The sequence below is a fragment of the Bacteroides sp. 1001302B_160321_D4 genome (genome assembly GCF_015667765.1).
GTDB classification, from domain to species: Bacteria; Bacteroidota; Bacteroidia; order Bacteroidales; family Bacteroidaceae; genus Bacteroides; species Bacteroides xylanisolvens.
Genome location: NZ_JADPLO010000002.1, coordinates 137,536 through 158,165, shown reverse-complemented (window position 1 = coordinate 158,165; position 20,630 = coordinate 137,536). Strand labels below are relative to the sequence as shown.

Here is a 20,630-nt window from a genome sequence, read left to right as displayed (position 1 = left end):
TGTTGCAAGTTTACGGGTTTTCAACAAATGTGGCAGGTGAAGAACAGACATTGTTTAGGGGAAAATCTATCGGTTGATAGAATTTAGGTCATTTTTGATAGTATTCAGGTGGTTTTAATGGCCGGTATAGCAAAAATCCCATTTTGAAGTCACACCTGACTCAAAATGGGATAACACAAACAAAACAAACAATATTAGCGATTTTCACAAACAGCTGTCTTTTTATATTAAAAAATTCATAAGACTTAATTTAGAATATGTCGCTTAAACATTCTTTTTATGGGAACAAAAATATTACTTTCTGGTAAAAAGGAACGCATGATTTAAGAATAGTTATAAAGAATAATTGTTTTATGTATAAAAAATTGTGCCCAACTATAAAGAATTGTATTTCATAACTTAGTACAAAAGAGGCATAAATTAGTCTTTCGGTGATATTCTATAATATCACACATTCCAAAGTGATGTAAATTCTCCAACTTCTTTTTTCACGTAAGAATTAATTTCTATATTTGGGCAATGTACAACCAAATACCAATTTATTATCTATGACTGATACTATTTCTTATCAATATGCAGCTCCTTCCACATTGCAACGGTCGGCCGATCAGGACGAACTGTTTCTTGCCAAATATAGCGAAATAGAAAAGAGAGAAGCCCCCTGTTTCTTTTGGGGAAAGCTGACGCAACCTTATATGACGGCACGCTGCCTCATTGCGTTATCCAATGTTGTGCAGTCCAGTTTCAACCTGACACCGGCACAACTTACAATGCTGAAAGATCCGATTGTAACAGCTGGAAATAACCGTCTGCGCTTTGAAGGATTTTCTAATTGTGCAGGTGTATACGCCAGGGTCGATGTACTTCCTGATGGACACGACGGAGAATTCTTGGAAAACGGGACAACGAATGTAGATTTTAATCCCGGAATGATTTCCGCTTTAGGAGGAATAGGCAGACAAGAAAATGTAGTAATGTCGGTCGGCCCCAAAGAAGTGGGACTCTATAATAAAGGTGAGAAGGTGATAGAGCGAAAAGTACCTCTTCCCGTAAAATGGATAAAGGGACTGACTACGGTACAGATTTATCAATCCGTTGCCGAAAAGGTCTATTCCTTCAATCGCATACAAACCTTACAACTCTTCCAGACACTACCGAAAAGTAGTGTGAAATGTGACTATTATTTAGTGATGCGTGGTCAAAAACCGGCCTTTTCACCGGTGAAAAGTATGAATGCCATCTGCATCGGAGGACTCCACCGTTTGCGCTTACTCGAACCCTTGCTTCCGTTTGCTGATGAACTGAAAGTATTTGCACATCCTACTATGCAATCTACTATCTGGCAACTCTATTTCGGTCCGGTCCGCTTCAGCCTTTCTCTTTCCCGCGAATGTTGGAGAGGATTCTCCGGAGAAGGTGCCGCACTGGAATCTCTGCTCGAAGATGTACCTGAAAGATGGATAGAGGCGATGGATAAATACAGTTACGCCAACCAACAGTTCAACCCTACGCTTTTTGCCATAGAAGAGCATATTGACCTGGATAAGGTAGATTCTCTCTCGGCACGATTGGCAGCAATGGGTTTGCTGGGATTCGATTTGGATGAAAACAGTTTCTTCTACCGCCGCCTGCCTTTCAAAACCGAACGTATTTTGAGCCTCAACCCGCGAATGATAGCTGCAGAAAAGTTGCTGGAAGAAGACAAAGTAGAAATCATTGCGAATGATGGCAACCGGACGGAAGCCCGTGTTGCAGGAAGCGGAGGAGTGAGGCATACCGTCATTCTGGACAGGGAGAACGAAAAAGAACGTTGCACTTGCACTTGGTTCAGCAGTAATCAGGGAGAACGGGGAGCTTGCAAACATATTTTGGCAGTAAAGAAACTAGCGCAATGGAAGAACTAAAAAAAGAACTGGAGAAGTTATCCAAAGCCTATGTGGATACTCCGGAGAATGAAGAGAAAATATTAATCCCTTTTATCAAGAGATTATTGGAGTTGCCAATGAAGGACAGGCGGAAGTTGCTGCCGCTTATCCGGGAATTGCAATGGATAAAAGGCAGGTTCGCTGGTTTCAGCAGTGAGACAACCTGTAGTGCGGCACGGGCACATTTTCTATCGGCAGTACAGTTTGTATGTGCCAACAGACGGGAGATGGATATGGCATATCATGTGAAGTTTGATATGCTTTGCAAACTACTCCCGCTTTACAACCCTACCTGGATGACAGATTTTATCAACGATGACAAAACATGGTTCAATTTCGATCTCAATTACGAAGAACTGATGCAGCTCATGGATATGGGTTACCTCAAAGAAATCGCTCCAAGCCGCATTGCACATGTACTCCCCTGGATTACCCGCATCAGAAATAAGAATCCCAAAGGAGACGATACTTTCAACAGTGAACTACTACTCAAACGGGATATTACACTGAAAGAACACATCTGGACGCTTTTCGAACACGAATCAATCATCGGTTATCAGGATGATTGTGCCAAAAATGCTTATAAAAAAGGAATCACAACACGGGATGAAAGTATCAGCGCGGCCCTCTACCGCTTTTCATTGGACGGACATCTGGATAGAGAACAGCTACTAAGAGCCACCCTCGCCACTTTTCACCGGAGCTTCAAAAAAGACATGGCAGGATGGTTTGCCAGATTCTTTGAAACGCTGCAACCGACCGCCGGAGAATTGTTATCCTTACAGGAAGAGATCATGCAAACATTCACTTCTTCCTACACCAAGCCGGTAAATATAATGTTGCAACAGTTGAAGAGCATTGCAGACGAAGAAGGATTCCGTTATCAGGAATTCATCGAACGGGCAACCATCCTTTTCTTCTCCAGTCCCAAAAACTCGCTATTAACCATTTACTCCATCTTTGAAAAGACCGTTGCGCAACATTCCGAGATGAAAGAGCCTTGTTGTATCACTCTCTGCCAACTATTCTTGAAGAAGGACGAAAGCCTGCAAAAGAAAGCTGCCAACTTTATTTCAAAATATGGGGACGCCTCTTCGTCCAATCTCCAAGAAACACTACAGTCTTATCAACCGGAGATGTTTCAAAGTGTGCAAGCAATACTCACATCTTTCAAGCCACAGTCTATAGAGCCACAGTCTACAGAGCCACACCTTGCAGAAGAAGCAAATGCAACAGATACAAGTGTGACAGAAGACATTCTTCATACAGAAGGAGAGAATACAGAAAGAAATAGTACAGATGAAAATAGTACAGATAACTCCCTCCTCTCCGAAGAGCTATCTCTGGAAGCCATCCGCATTTGCCGGGAAGACAACCGTATTCCATTCCCTGCCGACAAAGAAGATTTCCTGTTTCAGCTTAGCCGTTTGTTCGACATGGAGGAGAACTGGGAGATAGAAACAACGATTGCCGCTATCATTGCTTTCCATCCCCAACTGGATAAAGAAGACCTCAACCGGATGGAACCTATTTTCCAACGGGCAGCCAATATTGTTGCCAATAGTTGGGAACCATACGAAGATCTCCTTGCCACTTTCCTGTTGGAATACCAACGCTTATGGGCACAGACAGACAACTCCAACACAGGAGTTTTGAGAAACATGTTCACCCGGCTGGAAGAGAAACTGAAAGGAATAGATAAAAACAGAGGAGCTTACGACGAACGTTCCTTCAAACGACTTGCCAACTGGAAACCCGGTTACAGCAACGCAACCTGTTTCACACCTATCCAACAGTTATGGCTGAATGTGATCCGCCAAATAAAAGGAGGAAATTCATTGCCATTGCTTTCTACTCCCACCCACACCCCGGCATACCTACAAGCCACCAAACTGATACGCCGGCTTGCTGCATATCAGGAAGCAGGAAAGAAACCCTGTTCGTGGGATTTCCAACTGGCTATTGCCCGTTGTGCTCTGGAAGACAAGGAAGAAGCCATCGTCACCGCCCGGCAACTGTTGCAAGATGAGTACCTGCATCTCTGCCTGTTCTTATTGGACGAAAACACGCAACCCGAACCGCCCTACAACCATCCAACCGCCTGGATAGCCGCCGGACTGGTAAAAGCACCGGAGACGGAATTTGAAGCATTCAAGTCTTTCTCCTGTAACACATTGCCACACAATCATCTGACAGGAGACTACGAGTGGAAAGAAGTGAAACCTAAAGAAAACTCATACGAAACGGACAGACGCCTGCTCCAACTTGATTTTCACAAATGGCACAAATATATCGAACGCAACAGCCATCAGCTATGGCAGGAACATCTGATTATTAACAGCAAATACAACATGGATGACTCCCGCTACATGGAACCTCTATTGTGTTGCTACCCTAACCGGCCGGAACCGTTGATAGCCCAGATTATCTCCAATTACATGGCTTTCGGCAGTCCACAGGAAGACAGCAAACGTACCCTTGCCTGTGCCTTGCGCATGTTGTTGTCTTTCCATTGCCCGCTCAAAGAAATGAGTCTACTCCTATTAAGCGGCTCGCTGCTTTTTGTAGACAAAACAGTCCGTTCCTATGCAGCGGAGTTATGGGTAGAAGGACTCTCCACAGGAAGAATAAACAACCACCGGGTAGGAGAAATCCTGGCCCGGCTTATCAACATGGAACTTGCTCCGTTAAAACGCTTCACCACACAAGTGTACGAAAGCATGTACAAACGAAGCGCTTTCCACAACCGCCAACTGGAAGAATTGCTCACTGTATTTATCAGCGGATTGCCCGACAAACCCGTCACCGGACTCAAACAACTGCTCGAACTCTATCTGGAACTATTAACCATCAACCGCAGCAAAGTTACAAACGAACAACTCTTGCAACGCCTGCAAGAATGGGCAACGAACAGCAATTTGAAGAAAGTGACCACTTCACTCAACAAACTATAATTAATTCATGATTATGACCCTAGAAGAACGCCTCAACGAAATAGTAGAAAAGCAACAGGGGGATGCCATCATCCCCTTTCTGCAAGGACTCACACAGGAAGAACGAAAGAGCCTGGTACCCCGCCTGAACAAACTGGAAGAATACTACAGTAAATTCATGCAACTTAACAAGAACACATACGGTACACGGGGGACTTCCGCACAGCATCGTATCATCAATCTTACCGCTCTCGTTATCTATTCGCTGAAAGAATTCCGTAAACACCAATGGGGAATCAACACCGAGCAACTGAATGAATTAACCCCGTGGTACGTTCCCTCCTGGCTCGACAGCTTCTTCAAAGAAGGTGAAGGCAAAGAATTCGGCGGTTTCTACGGAATGGATTACGAAGTCCTGATGGATTGGATAGAGCAGGGAATACTTACTGTGACACCTTCTCCACAAACCATTGCGGGTTATCTAGTGAATTATATGAATAATACTGATTTCCTGCAAAAACGCGAAATCACACTTAAAGAACATATTTGGTATCTCTTTGAATACGACTGCGGACAAAATTGGATGGATAACCGGAATGGCGGACAACCTTATTTTTCTTTCAGATACTTCGTAGAACACGGACAACTAGACCGTATGCGTGTGCTAAAGGAATCTCTGCTCGCTGTCAACCGAAATATGAACAAGAATTTATGCGGCTGGTTTGCAGGCATGTTTACCGCACTTACTCCCAGCATAGAAGAACAACTCGCGTTACAACCGGAAATATTAGCCGTCCTGTCCGCCCCTCACAGCCGCCCTGTCAATATCATGCTCGGACTGCTGAAGGGCTTATGCAATCATCCGCAATTCCGGATCGAAGAGTTTCTGAATCAGACTTCCGTTCTTTTCGCTTCAGATGTGAAGGCAGTCCATCAAAACACATTGGCCGTACTTAATAAGCTGGCAAAAGAAAGAAAAGAATTTCGTGACGCCATCTGTTGTGTTGCCGCACAAGGATTAATGAGCCGGGAAGAATCCACTCAAAGCAAGATAGCCAAACTGATCCTGACGTATGGAGAGACGGAATCTGCCACATTAAGAGAAGCACTCGCCGTATATACGGAAACGATGTTGGCAAACACTAAAAAAGAGCTGAAGGCTTATCTGGAGAATAATGAGTCTGGCCATACTTCTGCCCATAATGAAGCAGCTCCCGCCCACTCCGAGCAGCCCGACAACGATTCCGCCTCTTTCGTGTATGAACCGATACTCCCCATTATCCGTGAGGACAACCGGATACAGGAAATTGCTTCCCCCGAAGACCTGCTATTTCTTGCCAGCCAAGTGCTGGATGGGAACGAGATCTATCACTTCGACCTGTTACTCGGTGCCTTAGTGCAATGGGACCGCCAACAGGACACAAAACAAATCTCACAATGGGCACCCATCCTTCAACGCGCTTACAAACTACTGATGAGCGGAGGAAGTTCACGAAACGGCCTATTAGACCAACTGATGGCAACTTTCCTCCTTGATTATGCAAAACTACTGGTTAAACGCTTCCCTAAAGAAGCAAAAGAGCTAAGTGACTTGCATCAGAAAATGGTACAGAAAGACGAACTGCAGAAAGGTAAATGGAACTATCGTAATCTGCAGAAACTCACCATCCGTCAGAAAACGAACCAAAAAGAGAAGTTCCCTGTTCACAAGCAGCTATTATGCCGGACACTAGATCTTTTGGAGAGTAAAGAGAAACCTTTACCCCTATTGTCCACTCCCACCCATACTCCTATGTTTATCGCTCCGGCAACCCTGGTAGAAAGGTTAAAACAATATCAGCAAGCAAACACTGAGCCAGACGATATGGATATGCAAATAGCACTCTCACGAGTGGCATTGGATAATTCATCACAAGAACTTCCTATTATCCTCCAAGACTTAAAGGAAGAATACCAGCGCTTACTTTCTTTCTTGTTGGGAGCAGAAGATGTACTCCCCCAAGCACCCTTCACCCATCCTTCCTGGTGGATGACAGCAGGACTAATCAAGTCGCCGGAAACAATCTACTCCGAATTCAAAGATTTCTCATACAATAAAGGTCCACGCGAGTTCCTGACTGGAAACTTTACGTGGAGAACTTATCTGCGTACTCACTCATATACCGATTACAACAAGAAAGTAGTAGAATGGACCTCCGCAACTCTTACTTTCGATATTCCGGAAAGCAAAAACTCTCATGTCGTCAATAAAGATGAATATAATGAGAGAATCAGTTACCATTCATACGATTCGCATCCGTTAGTGGTCGAAATGTATCCGCTGATAGAGCGCTTCGACGATATACAAAATGACTTGCCACGTTTAGCATGGTTAACTCCCAATATGCCGGAACCATTATTAGTATGGTGTATCCGCAGTGCCATTTACGATCCGATGTTAAATGAGGTTAGGGAAATAGGCATCACCAAAGCCACCATCGAAGCACTTCATCAGTTAAGACACACCTGGCATGAGGCGTCTTACATACTGGAAGCCAGTTGTATGTTGGTAGCAGATAAGACTTCCCGTTCTTATGCCGCCGAAATCTGGATAGACCGTGTCAGCAAAGGATGCATAGACAGTAAGCGCATAGGTAAAATCTTAGGTTCACATCAACATACCGGCTGGGGACCGCTGAAAAGACTCACCGGCTTGATACAGCAACAAATGATGAATGTCAGTCCCCTGCACAACCGGGAATTGGAGAATCTAATCGTAGCAATGCTGGCCGGACTTCCGGAGAAGCCGATCAAAGATTTAAAGAAGTTGTTGGAGATCTATGCGGAACTGTTATCAATCAACCACAGCAAAGCCAAAGACGAACAGGTTTTGCACCTGTTGGATGTTTGGAAAGGGGTCGCTAATCTGAAGAAAGCAGTGGCTAATATCCAACATTAAGAAGATTGTTGCAACTACTTAATCTCTTACTTTGTGCCACCGTATTGGCACGGCTGTGCCATCGAAGTGGCAAAGTTGTGCCAACGTAGAGGCATAACTGTGCCAATATAGTGGCACGACCTGACCACTTAAACAATCAGGATTTAAAGGTAGCTTATTGGAGCAAAAGCCAAAAAGAAGTATCTTTGGCACACTAAATACAAAAGGTTGAATGATTATTCTAAAATATAGTTTAGCTATCTTCTGTTTGCTGCTGACAGGATGCTCCTTCTTTTCCAGCCAAAAGGAAAAGGAGAACCCCGCCCTGACGGAATATGAATATACGACGGACGATATGCAATCCGGCGAAGAAAGTGCCACCGTCTTACCGCCACCGCCAAAGCGAAGCGCAATGGCTCTCTACATGGATTCACTGGGACTCGTCAACGTAACCGATCTGGATAGCAGCCTCGTTGTTAAGTTAATGTATACGCAAGCTGATAATTTCACTGGCGAAGTGCTTTACGACAACTTAACGGAAGCCTATTTGCATCCGGATGCGGCATACGCTCTTATAGAAGCACAAAAAGCCTTGAAAGAGCTTCACCCGTCTTATAGTCTTATCATTTACGATGCAGCCCGCCCCATGTCGGTACAAAAGAAGATGTGGAACGTAGTGAAAGGAACATCCAAATACAAATATGTCTCTAACCCAAACCGTGGAGGCGGACTACACAACTACGGACTGGCAGTAGACATCAGTATTCAAGACTCTTTAGGGCAGCCTTTACCTATGGGAACCCAAGTAGACCATTTAGGTGTGGAAGCACACATCACAAACGAAAACGAACTGGTACATAACGGAAAAATGAGTGAAACAGAACGTCAGAACCGGATACTGCTGCGAAAAGTAATGAAAGAAGCCGGGTTTCGTGCATTACCCAGCGAGTGGTGGCATTTCAATTTTTGCAGCCGGGATGTAGCCAGACAGAAATATAAGTTAATACCATAAATCGGCGCTCAGCAAGATCATAACCGGTGCTCAACGATTCATTGTAATATCCTATAACACAATAACGCCATGATACAAATCTCCCCCGAAACTCAACTTTTTATCCGCGAACATTCATCGGACGATGTACGTACACTAGCTTTACAAGCTAAAAAGTATCCGGATATAAATATGCCGACTGCCATCACCCAAATTGCAGGAAGACAGGTTGCCGCCGAAAAGATTCCTTCATGGCGAGAAATAGAAGAGATATGGTATCCGAAACATCTGTCGCTAGAGCAATGCTCTTCTGAAATCACTGCCCGCTACAAAGCCCGTCTTTTTCAGGGAGATTCGCTGACCGACCTCACCGGAGGCTTCGGCATAGACTGTTCTTTTCTTGCCACCGGATTCAAGTCCGCCACTTATGTAGAACGCCAGGAAGAGCTTTGTGAAATAGCGGCACACAACTTTCCCATCCTGAATCTAAACCATATAAACGTAAGAAATGAGGATGGAGTAGCCTATCTGCAAACAATGTCCCCCGTAGATTGTATCTTCCTCGACCCTGCCCGCCGCAATGAACACGGCAGAAAAACGGTCGCCATCTCCGACTGCGAACCGAACGTAGCCGAACTCGAAGCTCTTCTGCTTAGCAAAGCCAACCGGGTAATGATAAAACTCTCTCCCATGCTCGATCTTTCATTGGCACTAAAAGAGCTGAAGCATACGCAGGAAATTCATATCCTATCCGTCAATAACGAATGTAAGGAACTACTCATTCTACTCAGACAAACATCACCGGCGGAAATCGCCATTCATTGTGTAAACCTCCTCACGAAAGGGACTCAAGAAGAACAACACCTCGTATTCACCCGCGAACAGGAGCAGCGTAGCCAATGTACTTATACCGATTCTTTAGGAAATTACCTTTACGAGCCGAATGCATCTCTTCTGAAAGCCGGTGCCTTCCGCAGCATTGCCGCAGCCTACCCCGTCCGGAAACTGCACCCCAACAGTCATCTTTATATCTCCGATTCTTTCATTGAAAACTTCCCCGGAAGAATCTTCCGCATTGTCAACCAGTGCAGTTTCAATAAAAAAGAAGTAAAGGAGAATCTGGCAGATCTGAAAAAAGCAAATGTGACTGTCCGCAACTTTCCCGCCACAGTGGCCGAACTTCGCAAACGGCTCCATCTGACAGAAGGAGGAGATACTTACTTATTTGCCAGCACATTAAATAATGGGCAAAAAGTCATCATCCGCTGCGAGAAAGTCTGAACTATTTGCTATTTTTGCAAAAAGAAACACAATCTAAACTAATCCCGATGAATCAAACACCCGTAAAAGCGATTCTATTATTAATCGTATTCACGCTGTCCTGTCATACTCGGCTTTTCTCACAGAGAGATTTTGAGCGACATGAGTTCTCGTTTCATGCCGGCTACGGTGTGATGTTTCATAATCCTCCCACACTAACGCTAAGTACTCACAGCTACCAACGTACACTTGCACAAGGCGTAAGCTGGGATGGACAATACCACTTCCGTCCTCTCAAACGCTTTGTCTTCGGAGGAATCTACACCGGATTTTCTTCCAAAGGAAGCCATCTTGAAGGAAAAGACCATTTATGGATTCATTTCATCGGTACGCAAATCGGAATGTGTAATGCCAATACCAAACATTGGCAAATCCGGGTGACGACCGGCCCCGGCGGAGTCATTCTACGGAACAACAGCGAGGTATTCGGCAACACACGAAAAGTGAGAGCCTTCACTATCGGTCTCCTCACTAATGCCAATCTTACCTATAAGCTGAATTCCAACCTGGGAGTCAGTTTAGGAGTACAATATATGTATAGTGAGCTACTTAGAATAAGGACTTACTATCACGAAGAAAAGGTTACTGTAAAACTCAATTCAAATGATGATGTCAACCTCACGCGACTAAACATCACTACGGGATTATCCTATTATTTCTAACATCCACTAAAAAAAGCACTATGAAGAAATATATACTCATTCTCTTTTCCATCATCAGCCTCTGGAGCTGTAAAGAAACGGAAGATGAATCGATCGACATCACCGTTTTGCCTTCTGCCACCACTACAGGAGCCAACACATTCGGTTGCCTGATGGACGGCTGGATTTATGTGGGAGGGCGATACCTGAATTGGGGACACTCGTATGTATGGACGTATGATTCATTCCACTATTACACAGAAGAAGACAAACTCTCTGTTAGTGTTTCCGTAAAGCCCGGTATCAATCTATCTTTCACTATTTTATCGCCCCAAGAAGGCAAAGAATCAACGATTACCGATATAGAGTTCGGAAGAGAAGAGCTGGAAGACGGAACAGCTTTCATAAGCCGTTTCGACACAGAAATGAAAATTATCAGTGTCACATTCGGTAACGGCAAACGGCTGACTAACGGACGTTTTGATATTCATTATACGGAACACAACAGTAATACCGGAGCCCAATCCTGATATAATCTGATACAGCCTATACATTTCCGCAAAATCCATAGTTTCCCAGGATAGAAAACCCGTCAATCACCGGTTCCGGAAGCTGTAATACAAACGTAGCATATTTGTTACGCGTTCTTCAACCAACTGTAAAAAGTAAGAAACGTCAACCCTCTACTTTTGCAGCAAATAATTAACGCACGCTAACATTTATGAAACGATTTTTGAAATTTGTCTCATTTGTTCTTTTGGTCATGAGCACAAGCGGTAACACTTTCGCAGAAGAAAAAGTGAACGTAGTCAAACAAGGCACTATCCGCGGACGCATCGTAGATACTTCCAAACAGACCCTTCCGGGAGCATCCATCTATATCGAAAAGCTACATACCGGGGTGACCAGTGATGTCAACGGTTATTATACTTTCGCCAATCTTACTCCGGGCACATACACCGTAAAAGTAAGCTACGTAGGCTACTCACCCGTTGAAATGAAAATCACCATTCCGGCCGGAAAGACACTCGAAAAAGACGTAATCCTGAATGAAGGAGTCGAACTGCAAGAGGTAGTAGTAGGCGGAGCTTTTCAGGGGCAACGCCGCGCCATCAACTCGCAGAAGAACACACTAGGGATCACCAATGTCGTTTCAGCCGATCAGGTGGGTAAATTCCCTGACTCCAATATCGGAGACGCACTGAAGCGTATCAATGGTATTAACGTACAATACGATCAGGGAGAAGCCCGCTTCGGACAAGTACGCGGAACTTCGGCCGATCTTAGTTCTGTAACAATCAACGGCAACCGTCTCCCTTCTGCCGAAGGCGACACACGTAATGTGCAGCTCGACCTTATTCCTGCCGATATGATACAAACCATCGAAGTAAGCAAGGTAGTCACCTCGGATATGGATGGAGATGCCATTGGCGGTTCTATCAATCTGATTACTAAAAGTACTCCTTATAAACGAACCATCAGTGCCACAGCAGGAACCGGATACAACTGGATTAGCCAGAAAGCCCAACTGAACCTGGGTTTCACTTATGGCGACCGCTTCTTCAACGACAAATTGGGAATGATGGCAGCCGTTTCTTATCAAAATGCTCCGGTAGGTTCGGATGATGTAGAATTTGAATACGATGTGAATAAGAAAGGAGAAGTAGTAATGGTAGAAGCACAAAAACGCCAGTACTACGTGACACGTGAACGCCAAAGCTACTCACTGGCTTTCGATTACGAAATAAACCCGAATCACCGACTGACACTGCAAGGCATCTACAACCGCCGTCACGACTGGGAAAACCGCTATCGCGTCACCTACAAAGACCTCGACAAAACAGGACCGGACGATGAAGGCGAAATGCAGCAATCTGCCCAAATAGAGACTAAGGGAGGTACTCCCAACAACAAAAACGCCCGCTTGGAACTGCAACAGACAATGGATTTCAGCCTGGGCGGAGAACATCAGTTCGGCAAACTGTCAATGAACTGGGGAGCTTCTTACGCAGGTGCCAGCGAAGACCGTCCGAACGAAAGATACTTCAATCTGAAACAAGACTTTCTCGGATTTGACATCGTGGATGCAGGCGGCCGTTTTCCGTATGTGACAACCGATGTAAACCTGCACAACGGAGAAGTGGACGGTGAAAGAGGAAAATGGAAAGTGAAAGAACTAACCGAAAGCAACCAGGAAATCTACGAAAAAGACCTGAAGTTCAAAGTAGATTTCGAACTGCCGCTGGCCAACGGAATCTATGGAAACAGCCTGAAATTCGGAGCCAAATATGCATCCAAGACTAAAAATCGCGATGTAACCGTCTACGACTACGCAGACGCCTACAAGGATGCATACAAAACAGCGTATATGGACAACCTCACGAGTGAGATTCGCGACGGCTTCATGCCCGGCAATCAGTATAAAGCCACCGATTTCGTATCCAAAGAATATCTGGGTTCGCTCGACCTGAAAAACATGGAGGGTGAACAGGTGCTCGAAGAATCTTCCGGCAACTATCATGCTAAAGAGAATGTGACTTCCGCTTTTTTCCGCTTCGACCAAAACCTGGGAAAGAAACTAAAAATGATGCTGGGTCTCCGCATGGAAGCCACTCATATCAAATACGACGGCTGGAACTGGATGGTGGATGAAGAGGAAAACGAAACGCTTGAACCGACCGGAGATCATAAAAACAACTATGTCAACTGGCTCCCCAGCGTATTATTGAAATACGATGTGACCGATGATTTCAAAGTTCGCGCCTCTTTCACAGAAACATTGAGCCGCCCCAAATATTCCGCATTAATTCCATGTGTCAATATCAACCGCAGCGACAATGAACTCGTGATGGGTAATTCTGACCTGACTCCCACCCTCTCATACAACTTCGATTTAAGTGCCGATTACTATTTCAAGAGCGTCGGTCTGGTCAGTGCAGGTATCTTCTATAAGAAAATCAACGATTTCATTGTCGATCAGGTGATTGGTGACTATACCTACCAAAACAATGAATACAAGAAGTTCACCCAACCCAAAAACGCAGGTGATGCCGACTTGCTTGGTGTGGAACTGGCTTATCAACGTGATTTCAGCTTCATCGCTCCGGCATTGAAATGCATCGGATTTTACGGTACATACACCTACACTCACACCAAAGTGAACAACTTCAATTTCGAAGGGCGCGAAAATGAGAAAGACCTCTCCTTACCCGGTTCTCCCGAACATACGGCAAACGCCTCACTCTACTTCGAAAAGAAAGGTTTTAACGTACGTCTCTCCTACAACTTTGCATCCAGCTTTATCGACGAAATGGGAGAAGTTGCCGCACTAGACCGTTACTATGATGCCGTGAACTATATGGACCTGAACGCAAGCTATACATTCGGCAAGAAGTTCAAAACAACATTCTACGCAGATGCTACCAACTTATTGAACCAACCATTGCGTTATTATCAGGGCACTAAAGACCGTACCATGCAGTCTGAACACTACGGTGTAAAGATAAACGCCGGCGTAAAAGTGAACTTCTGATGCGAGCCAAACAACGATATTCATTCCTTTAAAAGGAAGCCCCCGTTGGTTTAAAAGGAACAGAGCATTGGTTTAAAAGAAACGTTCTCTTCCTTTTAAACCAACAAGCCAAAAGATTCAGAATAACTATCTATATATAAACAACTAATATACAACAGAATATGAATATGAAAATTAAGAGTTTATTGATTCTCGCATTAGTCTCCGTCTGTACATTCGTTCAGGCACAGTTGACGGACTACTCTATATTTGACAAGAAGTTTAACTTCTACGTAGCGAATGATTTAGGCCGCAACGGATATTACGACCAAAAGCCAATAGCCGAATTAATGGGTACGATGGGCGAAGAGATCGGTCCTGAATTTGTTCTGGCCACCGGAGATGTCCATCACTTCGAAGGAGTTCGCAGCGTGAACGACCCTTTGTGGATGACCAACTACGAATTAATCTACTCCCATCCGGAACTAATGATCGACTGGTTCCCTATCCTGGGAAACCATGAATATCGCGGAAACACGCAAGCCGTATTGGATTACACCCATATCAGCCGCCGCTGGACAATGCCCGCCCGTTATTACACCCAAACATTCGAAGAGAAAGGTGCCACCATCCGCATCGTCTGGATTGACACGACTCCTCTGATTGAGAAATACCGCCAGGAAAGTGATAAATATCCCGATGCCTGCAAACAGGATGTCAACAAGCAACTATCCTGGCTGGAATCTGTGCTTGCCAATGCAAAAGAAGACTGGGTTATCGTAGCCGGACACCATCCCATCTACGCTTATACTCCCAAAGAGGAAAGCGAACGACTGGACATGCAGAAACGGGTTGACACCATCTTACGCAAGCACAAGGTAGATATGTACATCTGCGGACACATCCATAACTTCCAGCATATCCGGGTTCCGGGAAGTGACATCGATTATGTCGTTAACTCCTCCGGCTCACTGGCACGCAAAGTGGAACCTATCGAAGGTACAAAGTTCTGCAGCCCCGAACCGGGTTTCTCTGTCTGCTCTATCGACAAAAAAGAGCTCAACCTTCGTATGATAGATAAAAAAGGGAATATACTTTATACGGTGACCCGAAAGAAATAAATTCTCTTGATGATATAAATTCTACTCTCAGTGAAAAAACACACAACCCGAGGCGTTCCTTTCGCGATGAAAGGGACGCTTCTTTATATAATTACCCTTGAACCTATTTTGTGGGATAATATACGTTTGCAGCCAACCAATAGTCAGCTACTTACTTCATCTTATTAGTGTTCTCCGGATGCGCAATCATCATCGGGACGTAACTCTATGCCTTTTCCGATACATCACCCTGCTCCGCTGTCTTCGCAGGACCGCTGTTTTTCACAGCGCCTTTCTGAATTGTCGATTCATTCCCATCCCGAACTGCCATATAGTGCGGTGACATAATTTCAATGCCGGCCTCATTAAATTTATCCTGAATGTTCTGATGCAAATCCGAATAAATCTGTGCCATCTTATCTGCCTGTTTGATATAAGCATTAATTTGATAGACCGGATACCAGTCGCTCAACGAAGTTTCCAACACAAACGGACGCGGATCATCCACCACTCCGGGAGTGTTCAACGCAGCGTCAATCAGTATCTGATTAACCCGCCGCCAGGGAATATCATAACCGATAGATACTTCCGAGTGAATAATCAGTCCATATTCGCGTGCCGAAGTACTATAGTTTACCGTATGAGACGACATGATAAATGAATTGGGAACAGTCACAACCTCATTTTTAGGAGTCCGGATGCGGGTGACAAGAGGAGTTTTTTCGATGATATCTCCGGTGGTATCATTCAATTTGATCCGGTCGCCCATCTTGAACGGACGCATATAAGTAATCACCAGTCCGGCAATAATATTACCGATAACCGTACTTGATCCGAGCGAAACGATCAATCCGACAAATACCGAAATCCCTTGGAACACACCGGAATCGGAGCCCGGAAGATAAGGATAAATCATCGCAATCATAAATGCATAGAGCAGGAAACGGGCGATATGGAAAGTCGGCATCGCCCAGTCCGGATAGAAGCCGTTGATTTTGAGTCGTCCTGCTTCCACTTCACGTGCCAGATACAAGACGAGACGTACCAAATACTTCACGGCATACCAGATGACGATGATGGTAAACAGTTTGGGCACATAATCGATAATACCCACAAAGATACCGCGAATCGGATTCCATATATAGCCCAACAGTTGATATGCCAGTCCTTCTGTCTGCGGGAAGATGATAAAAATCAACGGTACGGTAAACAGTAGCTGCAATCCCATCAGTATATACCGCCCGATACTGGACAGGAATACTAACAGATTCGCCTGTTTCTGCGCATCCAGCAATTCATATCCCTGGATGGCTACCGGTTTTATCTTCGTGTCTTTCAGGCGCAGGATACGCGCTTTCAGTTTACGGAACAACCAGTTGGTCAAGCGGAACAGGAAATACTGTCCTGTAATTACCAACACAAAATAGAGCACACGCTTTGCCATTCGCCAAAGTCCGTGCTCGGCTTTCATCTCATGCAGTTTGGTAATGACACTCTGCTGTCTTTCCTTAGCTAGCGAATCACGGGAAACTCCTTCCCATAAGGCATCCTGATCGGTAAGAGAAAGCAATACTTTGCTGCCGTACATCAAATCGGAAACTATGTCCGAATGGTCGATAGCCACAGAATCGGGTTGTAGATTGAAGCGTCTTCCTATTTCTTCAATTGCCGCACCGGTCATTTGGGCACGTTGCTGGGGAGTATATCCACCCCGTTTGGTGAAAAGGTAAAATAAGGTATCACCGTCCGCCACTACCGGTATTCCTTTTGTGAACTGCCGCAGGGAGTCGATACGCTGTCGTTGCTGTGCATATTTTACGGAGTCGGCGGTAGCCATCTGGAGTTTCATCTGCTCCATTTCCATCCTCATATTCGCCTCATTGAGCCGGGCTTCTTCCAATGATTTCTGCATATTTACCAGATGGATAGAGTCCGAATCCCGTTTCAAAGGAACATGTCCGCCCGTTATTGTATCTCCGGCAAATATCTTCTTAACCGCCTGTTCCAACTGTGCTTGCGCCCCGATTGCCAGGAAAGAAAAGAACAACACCAGTAACGACCGTTTTATTTTATTTATTTCCATACCTTATATTCCTTGATTATAATTAAGGTTAATCTAACATTTCATTAAAAACAGAGCAAACATACGGATTGTTTTTGACATTACCATTTCCAAATTGATTATCTTTGCCACTAAAAGAGAAAAAAGCATGAATATATTATTACTTATCGGGGGATTAATCCTCATTCTTCTAGGAGCCAACGGATTAACAGACGGTGCCGCCTCGGTAGCCAAGCGTTTTCATATCCCTCCCATCGTGATCGGACTTACCATCGTTGCATTCGGCACTTCTGCCCCGGAACTGACGGTCAGTGTATCTTCTGCCATCAAAGGCAGCGCGGATATTGCCATAGGCAACGTGGTGGGAAGTAACATTTTCAATACGTTGATGATTGTGGGCTGCACGGCCTTATTCGCCCCGATTGTCATCACCCGCAACACACTTAGAAAAGAGATACCGCTCTGCATACTTTCTTCTATTGTCTTGCTGATTTGTGCCAATGATGTATTTCTAGATAAAGCTCCGGAGAATATCCTGAACAGAGTAGACGGCTTATTATTACTTTGTTTCTTTGTCATCTTCATGGGTTACACCTTTGCCATCGCCTCCAAGCCGGGCACAACGGAACAGGCGGGACAGATAGCACCTCCGACCATAGAAGAGGAGACAGAAATCAAATCACTCCCCTGGTGGAAATCCATTCTTTATATCATCGGAGGCTTGGCTGCCCTTATTTTTGGAGGTCAGTTGTTTGTTGACGGCGCTACGGGCATCGCCCGCAACCTGGGTGTCAGCGAATCGATTATCGGACTGACACTGGTTGCAGGAGGTACTTCCCTTCCTGAACTGGCTACGTCTATCGTTGCCGCATTAAAGAAGAATCCGGAAATTGCCATTGGGAATGTAATCGGTAGTAACCTCTTCAATATATTCTTTGTACTGGGATGTAGCGCCAGCATCACCCCTCTCCATCTTAGCGGAATTACCAACTTCGACCTGTTTACGCTAGTAGGTTCCGGTATCCTGCTCTGGTTATTCGGGCTGTTCTTTGCCAAAAGGACTATCACGAGAATCGAAGGAGGGATTATGATACTTTGTTATGTGGCGTACACGGTGGTACTGATTTATAACACTTAATTATTATAACAAAATACCTGATATTCAGCTTCATTCCAAGTATTTTTTCCCTCTTTAGACATAGAAACTGGTACGATACGAATATTTAATGATTTCTTTCCCTTAGTATACTTGGCTGGAATTTCAAAGTCATCTTCCAGCCAGCGTTTATAAGGGTTACTATCAGCTACATACCATAAACGTTCTGTAACCTCTTCACCATCAACAAAAACACGGGCTGCTTGTCGAACATCGTTTTGGTCGCTCAACCTACGCAAACGCACTCCTTCATTTTGAGAAGATATATTCACTCTAAAACTACTAAAACTTTCAAACCGGACGGTTTCTCCTACATATAAAATACGATCCTCATTTCCCTCAAAGAAACTTTCCAATTTTGTTCTGCGTACATTACCCATAGCTTTATAAGAGTGCCGTTTAATAGAACGAGAAGAGTTTAAATCCAAACTATCAGTTTTCACCAGTACATTTTTATCTTGACCATAATAGAATATAGTACCCGAGTGTTCCAAATACTGATTGTTATATTCGCCCGACTCTATTCCAAACTTCAGTTCTGAATAGAAAGGATAACTATCGCCTATACAAAAACGAGTCATAGACCATGGGTTATCCGAAAGACCGTCATACCCTCCCATTGGATGCACTTCAGGCGGGGTCGGGAATCCCCAACCATAACAAACATAACTTTCAGAACCGTCACTCTCAACTTGTGGTGTTCGTTTGCCGTCAATATATACACGAACATCCCCCTCGCAAGAAATGATATGTGAACGTTCGGCATGACATGTAACATGAGCAGCAACCATCTTTCCTCTTCCTTGAATAGCAGCTATCGGACTATCTATTCCTGCCACATGTTTTCGGGTATAATATGGTGTATTACGAAAGTATCCGGTATTAGATGTGGGATAAACCGACCTGGAAACAGCTATTTCTGAGAATCCCAAAGAAACAGGAACGCCACTACGATTTTCAATTATTATCTTCGCATGCTTCCAATATGGCATTGGAAAATAATTATAAAACCAACCGTCTGTGTTATATCCTGACAGCAAATAGTTGGTATCGTGAAAGCCCAAAGAGTTGCCTCCCAAACACGCTAAAGGACATGAAATATCGGGTTGCTGATGAGCATCCCAAAACATATGAATCCATACATCCTGCAAGTGCTGCTCATTAATCTCCGGAAAATAAAATTTTAAAGAACCAATAGCTCCCTCTCCTTTTTCATCCAATAAAGTAATGGATTCGCCAGCATTAATCTTTTGTTCCGACTTACGATGATATGCCAATTGATCTTTGCACAAAAGATTACTTCCTTGTTTCTTCCATAATTGTATCAAAGTATCATAATTCTCCTTCCCGGTAAAGGTCTTGATACCATTGTCCGCATAAGTGTGGTATACAACATGTCCCCAACCTCCTTCACCTTTGGTTCTTTCATAACCTTCCAGTTTCACATCGGTGGTTACACGGCAGCCCTTGTTAAACGGCATTGGAACAAAACTCCGTGCAACACGTATGGGCCCTCTTCCGTTATCAAACGGACCAATATAACTTTCAGCCAAAGGTTTTATAAAAGGCTCTTTCTCTCCGAATTCAGATAAATGTAAACTAAAACGAGGCGTTTCTTCTCCATCAAAATAAAAACGGAAGAGCGGATCACTTGAACTCATATAGCGATGTTGTACAAGATTATAAATACATCCCGGACCATCAACATCAAATATTACCCATTCTCCACGTTGATCCTGGTAAAGACTCCAGTCCCAGTCGGCATTCTTTCCTCTTTTATCAATACTACCTTCATAATGGACAGAGATTCCACGATCTAACAGGGGCAAAGATGCAATATCAACCATTCGAGATATACCATAAGATATACTATCAGTCTGCCAACCCGACTGTGCTACAGAGACTATCGAGCCAATTGCCGACAATGACACAACCCCGAAAACAACAAAACAAACTAAAAAAATACTTCTTTTCATAAGGTGATAAATATAAAATAAAACATGAATCTATCTATAAAATTTAATTCATAAAAGTACGGCAACTTATATAAGCATACAACCACTTTATTATCAAA

12 protein-coding genes are annotated in these 20,630 nt (G+C 44.2%); 10 read left to right on the top strand and 2 right to left on the bottom strand.

The genetic code is table 11. From position 1 onward, the window contains the following. Nucleotides 1-548: 548 nt before the first annotated feature. From KFO40_RS01435 to KFO40_RS01395, 9 genes are all read left to right on the top strand, one after another. A complete protein-coding gene (locus tag KFO40_RS01435; protein ID WP_004296609.1) occupies nucleotides 549-1,904 on the top strand; it encodes an SWIM zinc finger family protein in 1,356 nt (451 codons plus the stop codon). Beyond that, a complete protein-coding gene (locus KFO40_RS01430; protein ID WP_151922849.1) occupies nucleotides 1,892-4,879 on the top strand; it encodes a DUF6493 family protein in 2,988 nt (995 codons plus the stop codon). Before KFO40_RS01435 ends, KFO40_RS01430 begins: the two co-directional genes overlap by 13 nt. A gap of 13 nt (nucleotides 4,880-4,892) precedes the next feature. Next, complete coding sequence (locus tag KFO40_RS01425) at nucleotides 4,893-7,796, top strand: DUF6493 family protein (protein ID WP_211146014.1); 2,904 nt, start codon at nucleotides 4,893-4,895, stop codon at nucleotides 7,794-7,796. 211 nt (nucleotides 7,797-8,007) lie between these two features. Then, nucleotides 8,008-8,787, top strand: a complete 780-nt coding sequence (locus KFO40_RS01420; RefSeq protein ID WP_009038870.1) for a M15 family metallopeptidase — start codon at nucleotides 8,008-8,010, stop codon at nucleotides 8,785-8,787. Nucleotides 8,788-8,856: 69 nt separating this feature from the next. Beyond that, nucleotides 8,857-10,047 (top strand): class I SAM-dependent methyltransferase, encoded by a 1,191-nt coding sequence (locus KFO40_RS01415; protein WP_211145996.1) that lies wholly within the window; start codon nucleotides 8,857-8,859, stop codon nucleotides 10,045-10,047. 47 nt (nucleotides 10,048-10,094) lie between these two features. Beyond that, nucleotides 10,095-10,748 carry a hypothetical protein gene (locus KFO40_RS01410; RefSeq protein WP_211145995.1) on the top strand — a complete coding sequence of 218 codons (654 nt, stop codon included), beginning with the start codon at nucleotides 10,095-10,097 and terminating at the stop codon, nucleotides 10,746-10,748. A gap of 20 nt (nucleotides 10,749-10,768) precedes the next feature. Beyond that, a complete protein-coding gene (locus tag KFO40_RS01405) occupies nucleotides 10,769-11,257 on the top strand; it encodes a hypothetical protein (protein ID WP_004317088.1) in 489 nt (162 codons plus the stop codon). Between the two features lie 191 nt (nucleotides 11,258-11,448). After that, nucleotides 11,449-14,259 (top strand): TonB-dependent receptor, encoded by a 2,811-nt coding sequence (locus tag KFO40_RS01400; protein WP_211145994.1) that lies wholly within the window; start codon nucleotides 11,449-11,451, stop codon nucleotides 14,257-14,259. A gap of 167 nt (nucleotides 14,260-14,426) precedes the next feature. Beyond that, entirely contained in the window at nucleotides 14,427-15,359 is a 933-nt protein-coding gene (locus KFO40_RS01395) for a metallophosphoesterase (RefSeq protein ID WP_004317085.1), read from the top strand. Nucleotides 15,360-15,564: 205 nt separating this feature from the next. Here the strand turns inward: KFO40_RS01395 and KFO40_RS01390 are convergent, their stop codons facing one another. Next, the gene (locus KFO40_RS01390) at nucleotides 15,565-17,421 is read right to left on the bottom strand and encodes a mechanosensitive ion channel family protein (RefSeq protein ID WP_008023353.1); all 1,857 of its coding nucleotides are present in this window, start codon (nucleotides 17,419-17,421) and stop codon (nucleotides 15,565-15,567) included. A gap of 127 nt (nucleotides 17,422-17,548) precedes the next feature. Here KFO40_RS01390 and KFO40_RS01385 point away from each other — a divergent pair, with 127 nt between their 5' ends. Further along, on the top strand, nucleotides 17,549-18,538 hold the full coding sequence (locus KFO40_RS01385) for a calcium/sodium antiporter (RefSeq protein WP_087317387.1): 990 nt from the start codon (nucleotides 17,549-17,551) through the stop codon (nucleotides 18,536-18,538). Here KFO40_RS01385 and KFO40_RS01380 read toward each other — a convergent pair. After that, the gene (locus KFO40_RS01380) at nucleotides 18,535-20,532 is read right to left on the bottom strand and encodes a DUF2961 domain-containing protein (protein ID WP_004298387.1); all 1,998 of its coding nucleotides are present in this window, start codon (nucleotides 20,530-20,532) and stop codon (nucleotides 18,535-18,537) included. The genes KFO40_RS01385 and KFO40_RS01380 overlap by 4 nt on opposite strands. Nucleotides 20,533-20,630 lie beyond the last annotated feature (98 nt).

Excerpts from the sequence above, each read along its gene's own strand:
- KFO40_RS01435 (WP_004296609.1), top strand. The coding sequence starts at position 549 with ATGACTGATACTATTTCTTATCAATATGCAGCTCCTTCCACATTGCAA.
- KFO40_RS01430 (WP_151922849.1), top strand. The coding sequence starts at position 1,892 with ATGGAAGAACTAAAAAAAGAACTGGAGAAGTTATCCAAAGCCTATGTG.
- KFO40_RS01425 (WP_211146014.1), top strand. The coding sequence starts at position 4,893 with ATGACCCTAGAAGAACGCCTCAACGAAATAGTAGAAAAGCAACAGGGG.
- KFO40_RS01420 (WP_009038870.1), top strand. The coding sequence starts at position 8,008 with ATGATTATTCTAAAATATAGTTTAGCTATCTTCTGTTTGCTGCTGACA.
- KFO40_RS01415 (WP_211145996.1), top strand. The coding sequence starts at position 8,857 with ATGATACAAATCTCCCCCGAAACTCAACTTTTTATCCGCGAACATTCA.
- KFO40_RS01410 (WP_211145995.1), top strand. The coding sequence starts at position 10,095 with ATGAATCAAACACCCGTAAAAGCGATTCTATTATTAATCGTATTCACG.
- KFO40_RS01405 (WP_004317088.1), top strand. The coding sequence starts at position 10,769 with ATGAAGAAATATATACTCATTCTCTTTTCCATCATCAGCCTCTGGAGC.
- KFO40_RS01400 (WP_211145994.1), top strand. The coding sequence starts at position 11,449 with ATGAAACGATTTTTGAAATTTGTCTCATTTGTTCTTTTGGTCATGAGC.
- KFO40_RS01395 (WP_004317085.1), top strand. The coding sequence starts at position 14,427 with ATGAAAATTAAGAGTTTATTGATTCTCGCATTAGTCTCCGTCTGTACA.
- KFO40_RS01390 (WP_008023353.1), bottom strand. The coding sequence starts at position 17,421 with ATGGAAATAAATAAAATAAAACGGTCGTTACTGGTGTTGTTCTTTTCT.
- KFO40_RS01385 (WP_087317387.1), top strand. The coding sequence starts at position 17,549 with ATGAATATATTATTACTTATCGGGGGATTAATCCTCATTCTTCTAGGA.
- KFO40_RS01380 (WP_004298387.1), bottom strand. The coding sequence starts at position 20,532 with ATGAAAAGAAGTATTTTTTTAGTTTGTTTTGTTGTTTTCGGGGTTGTG.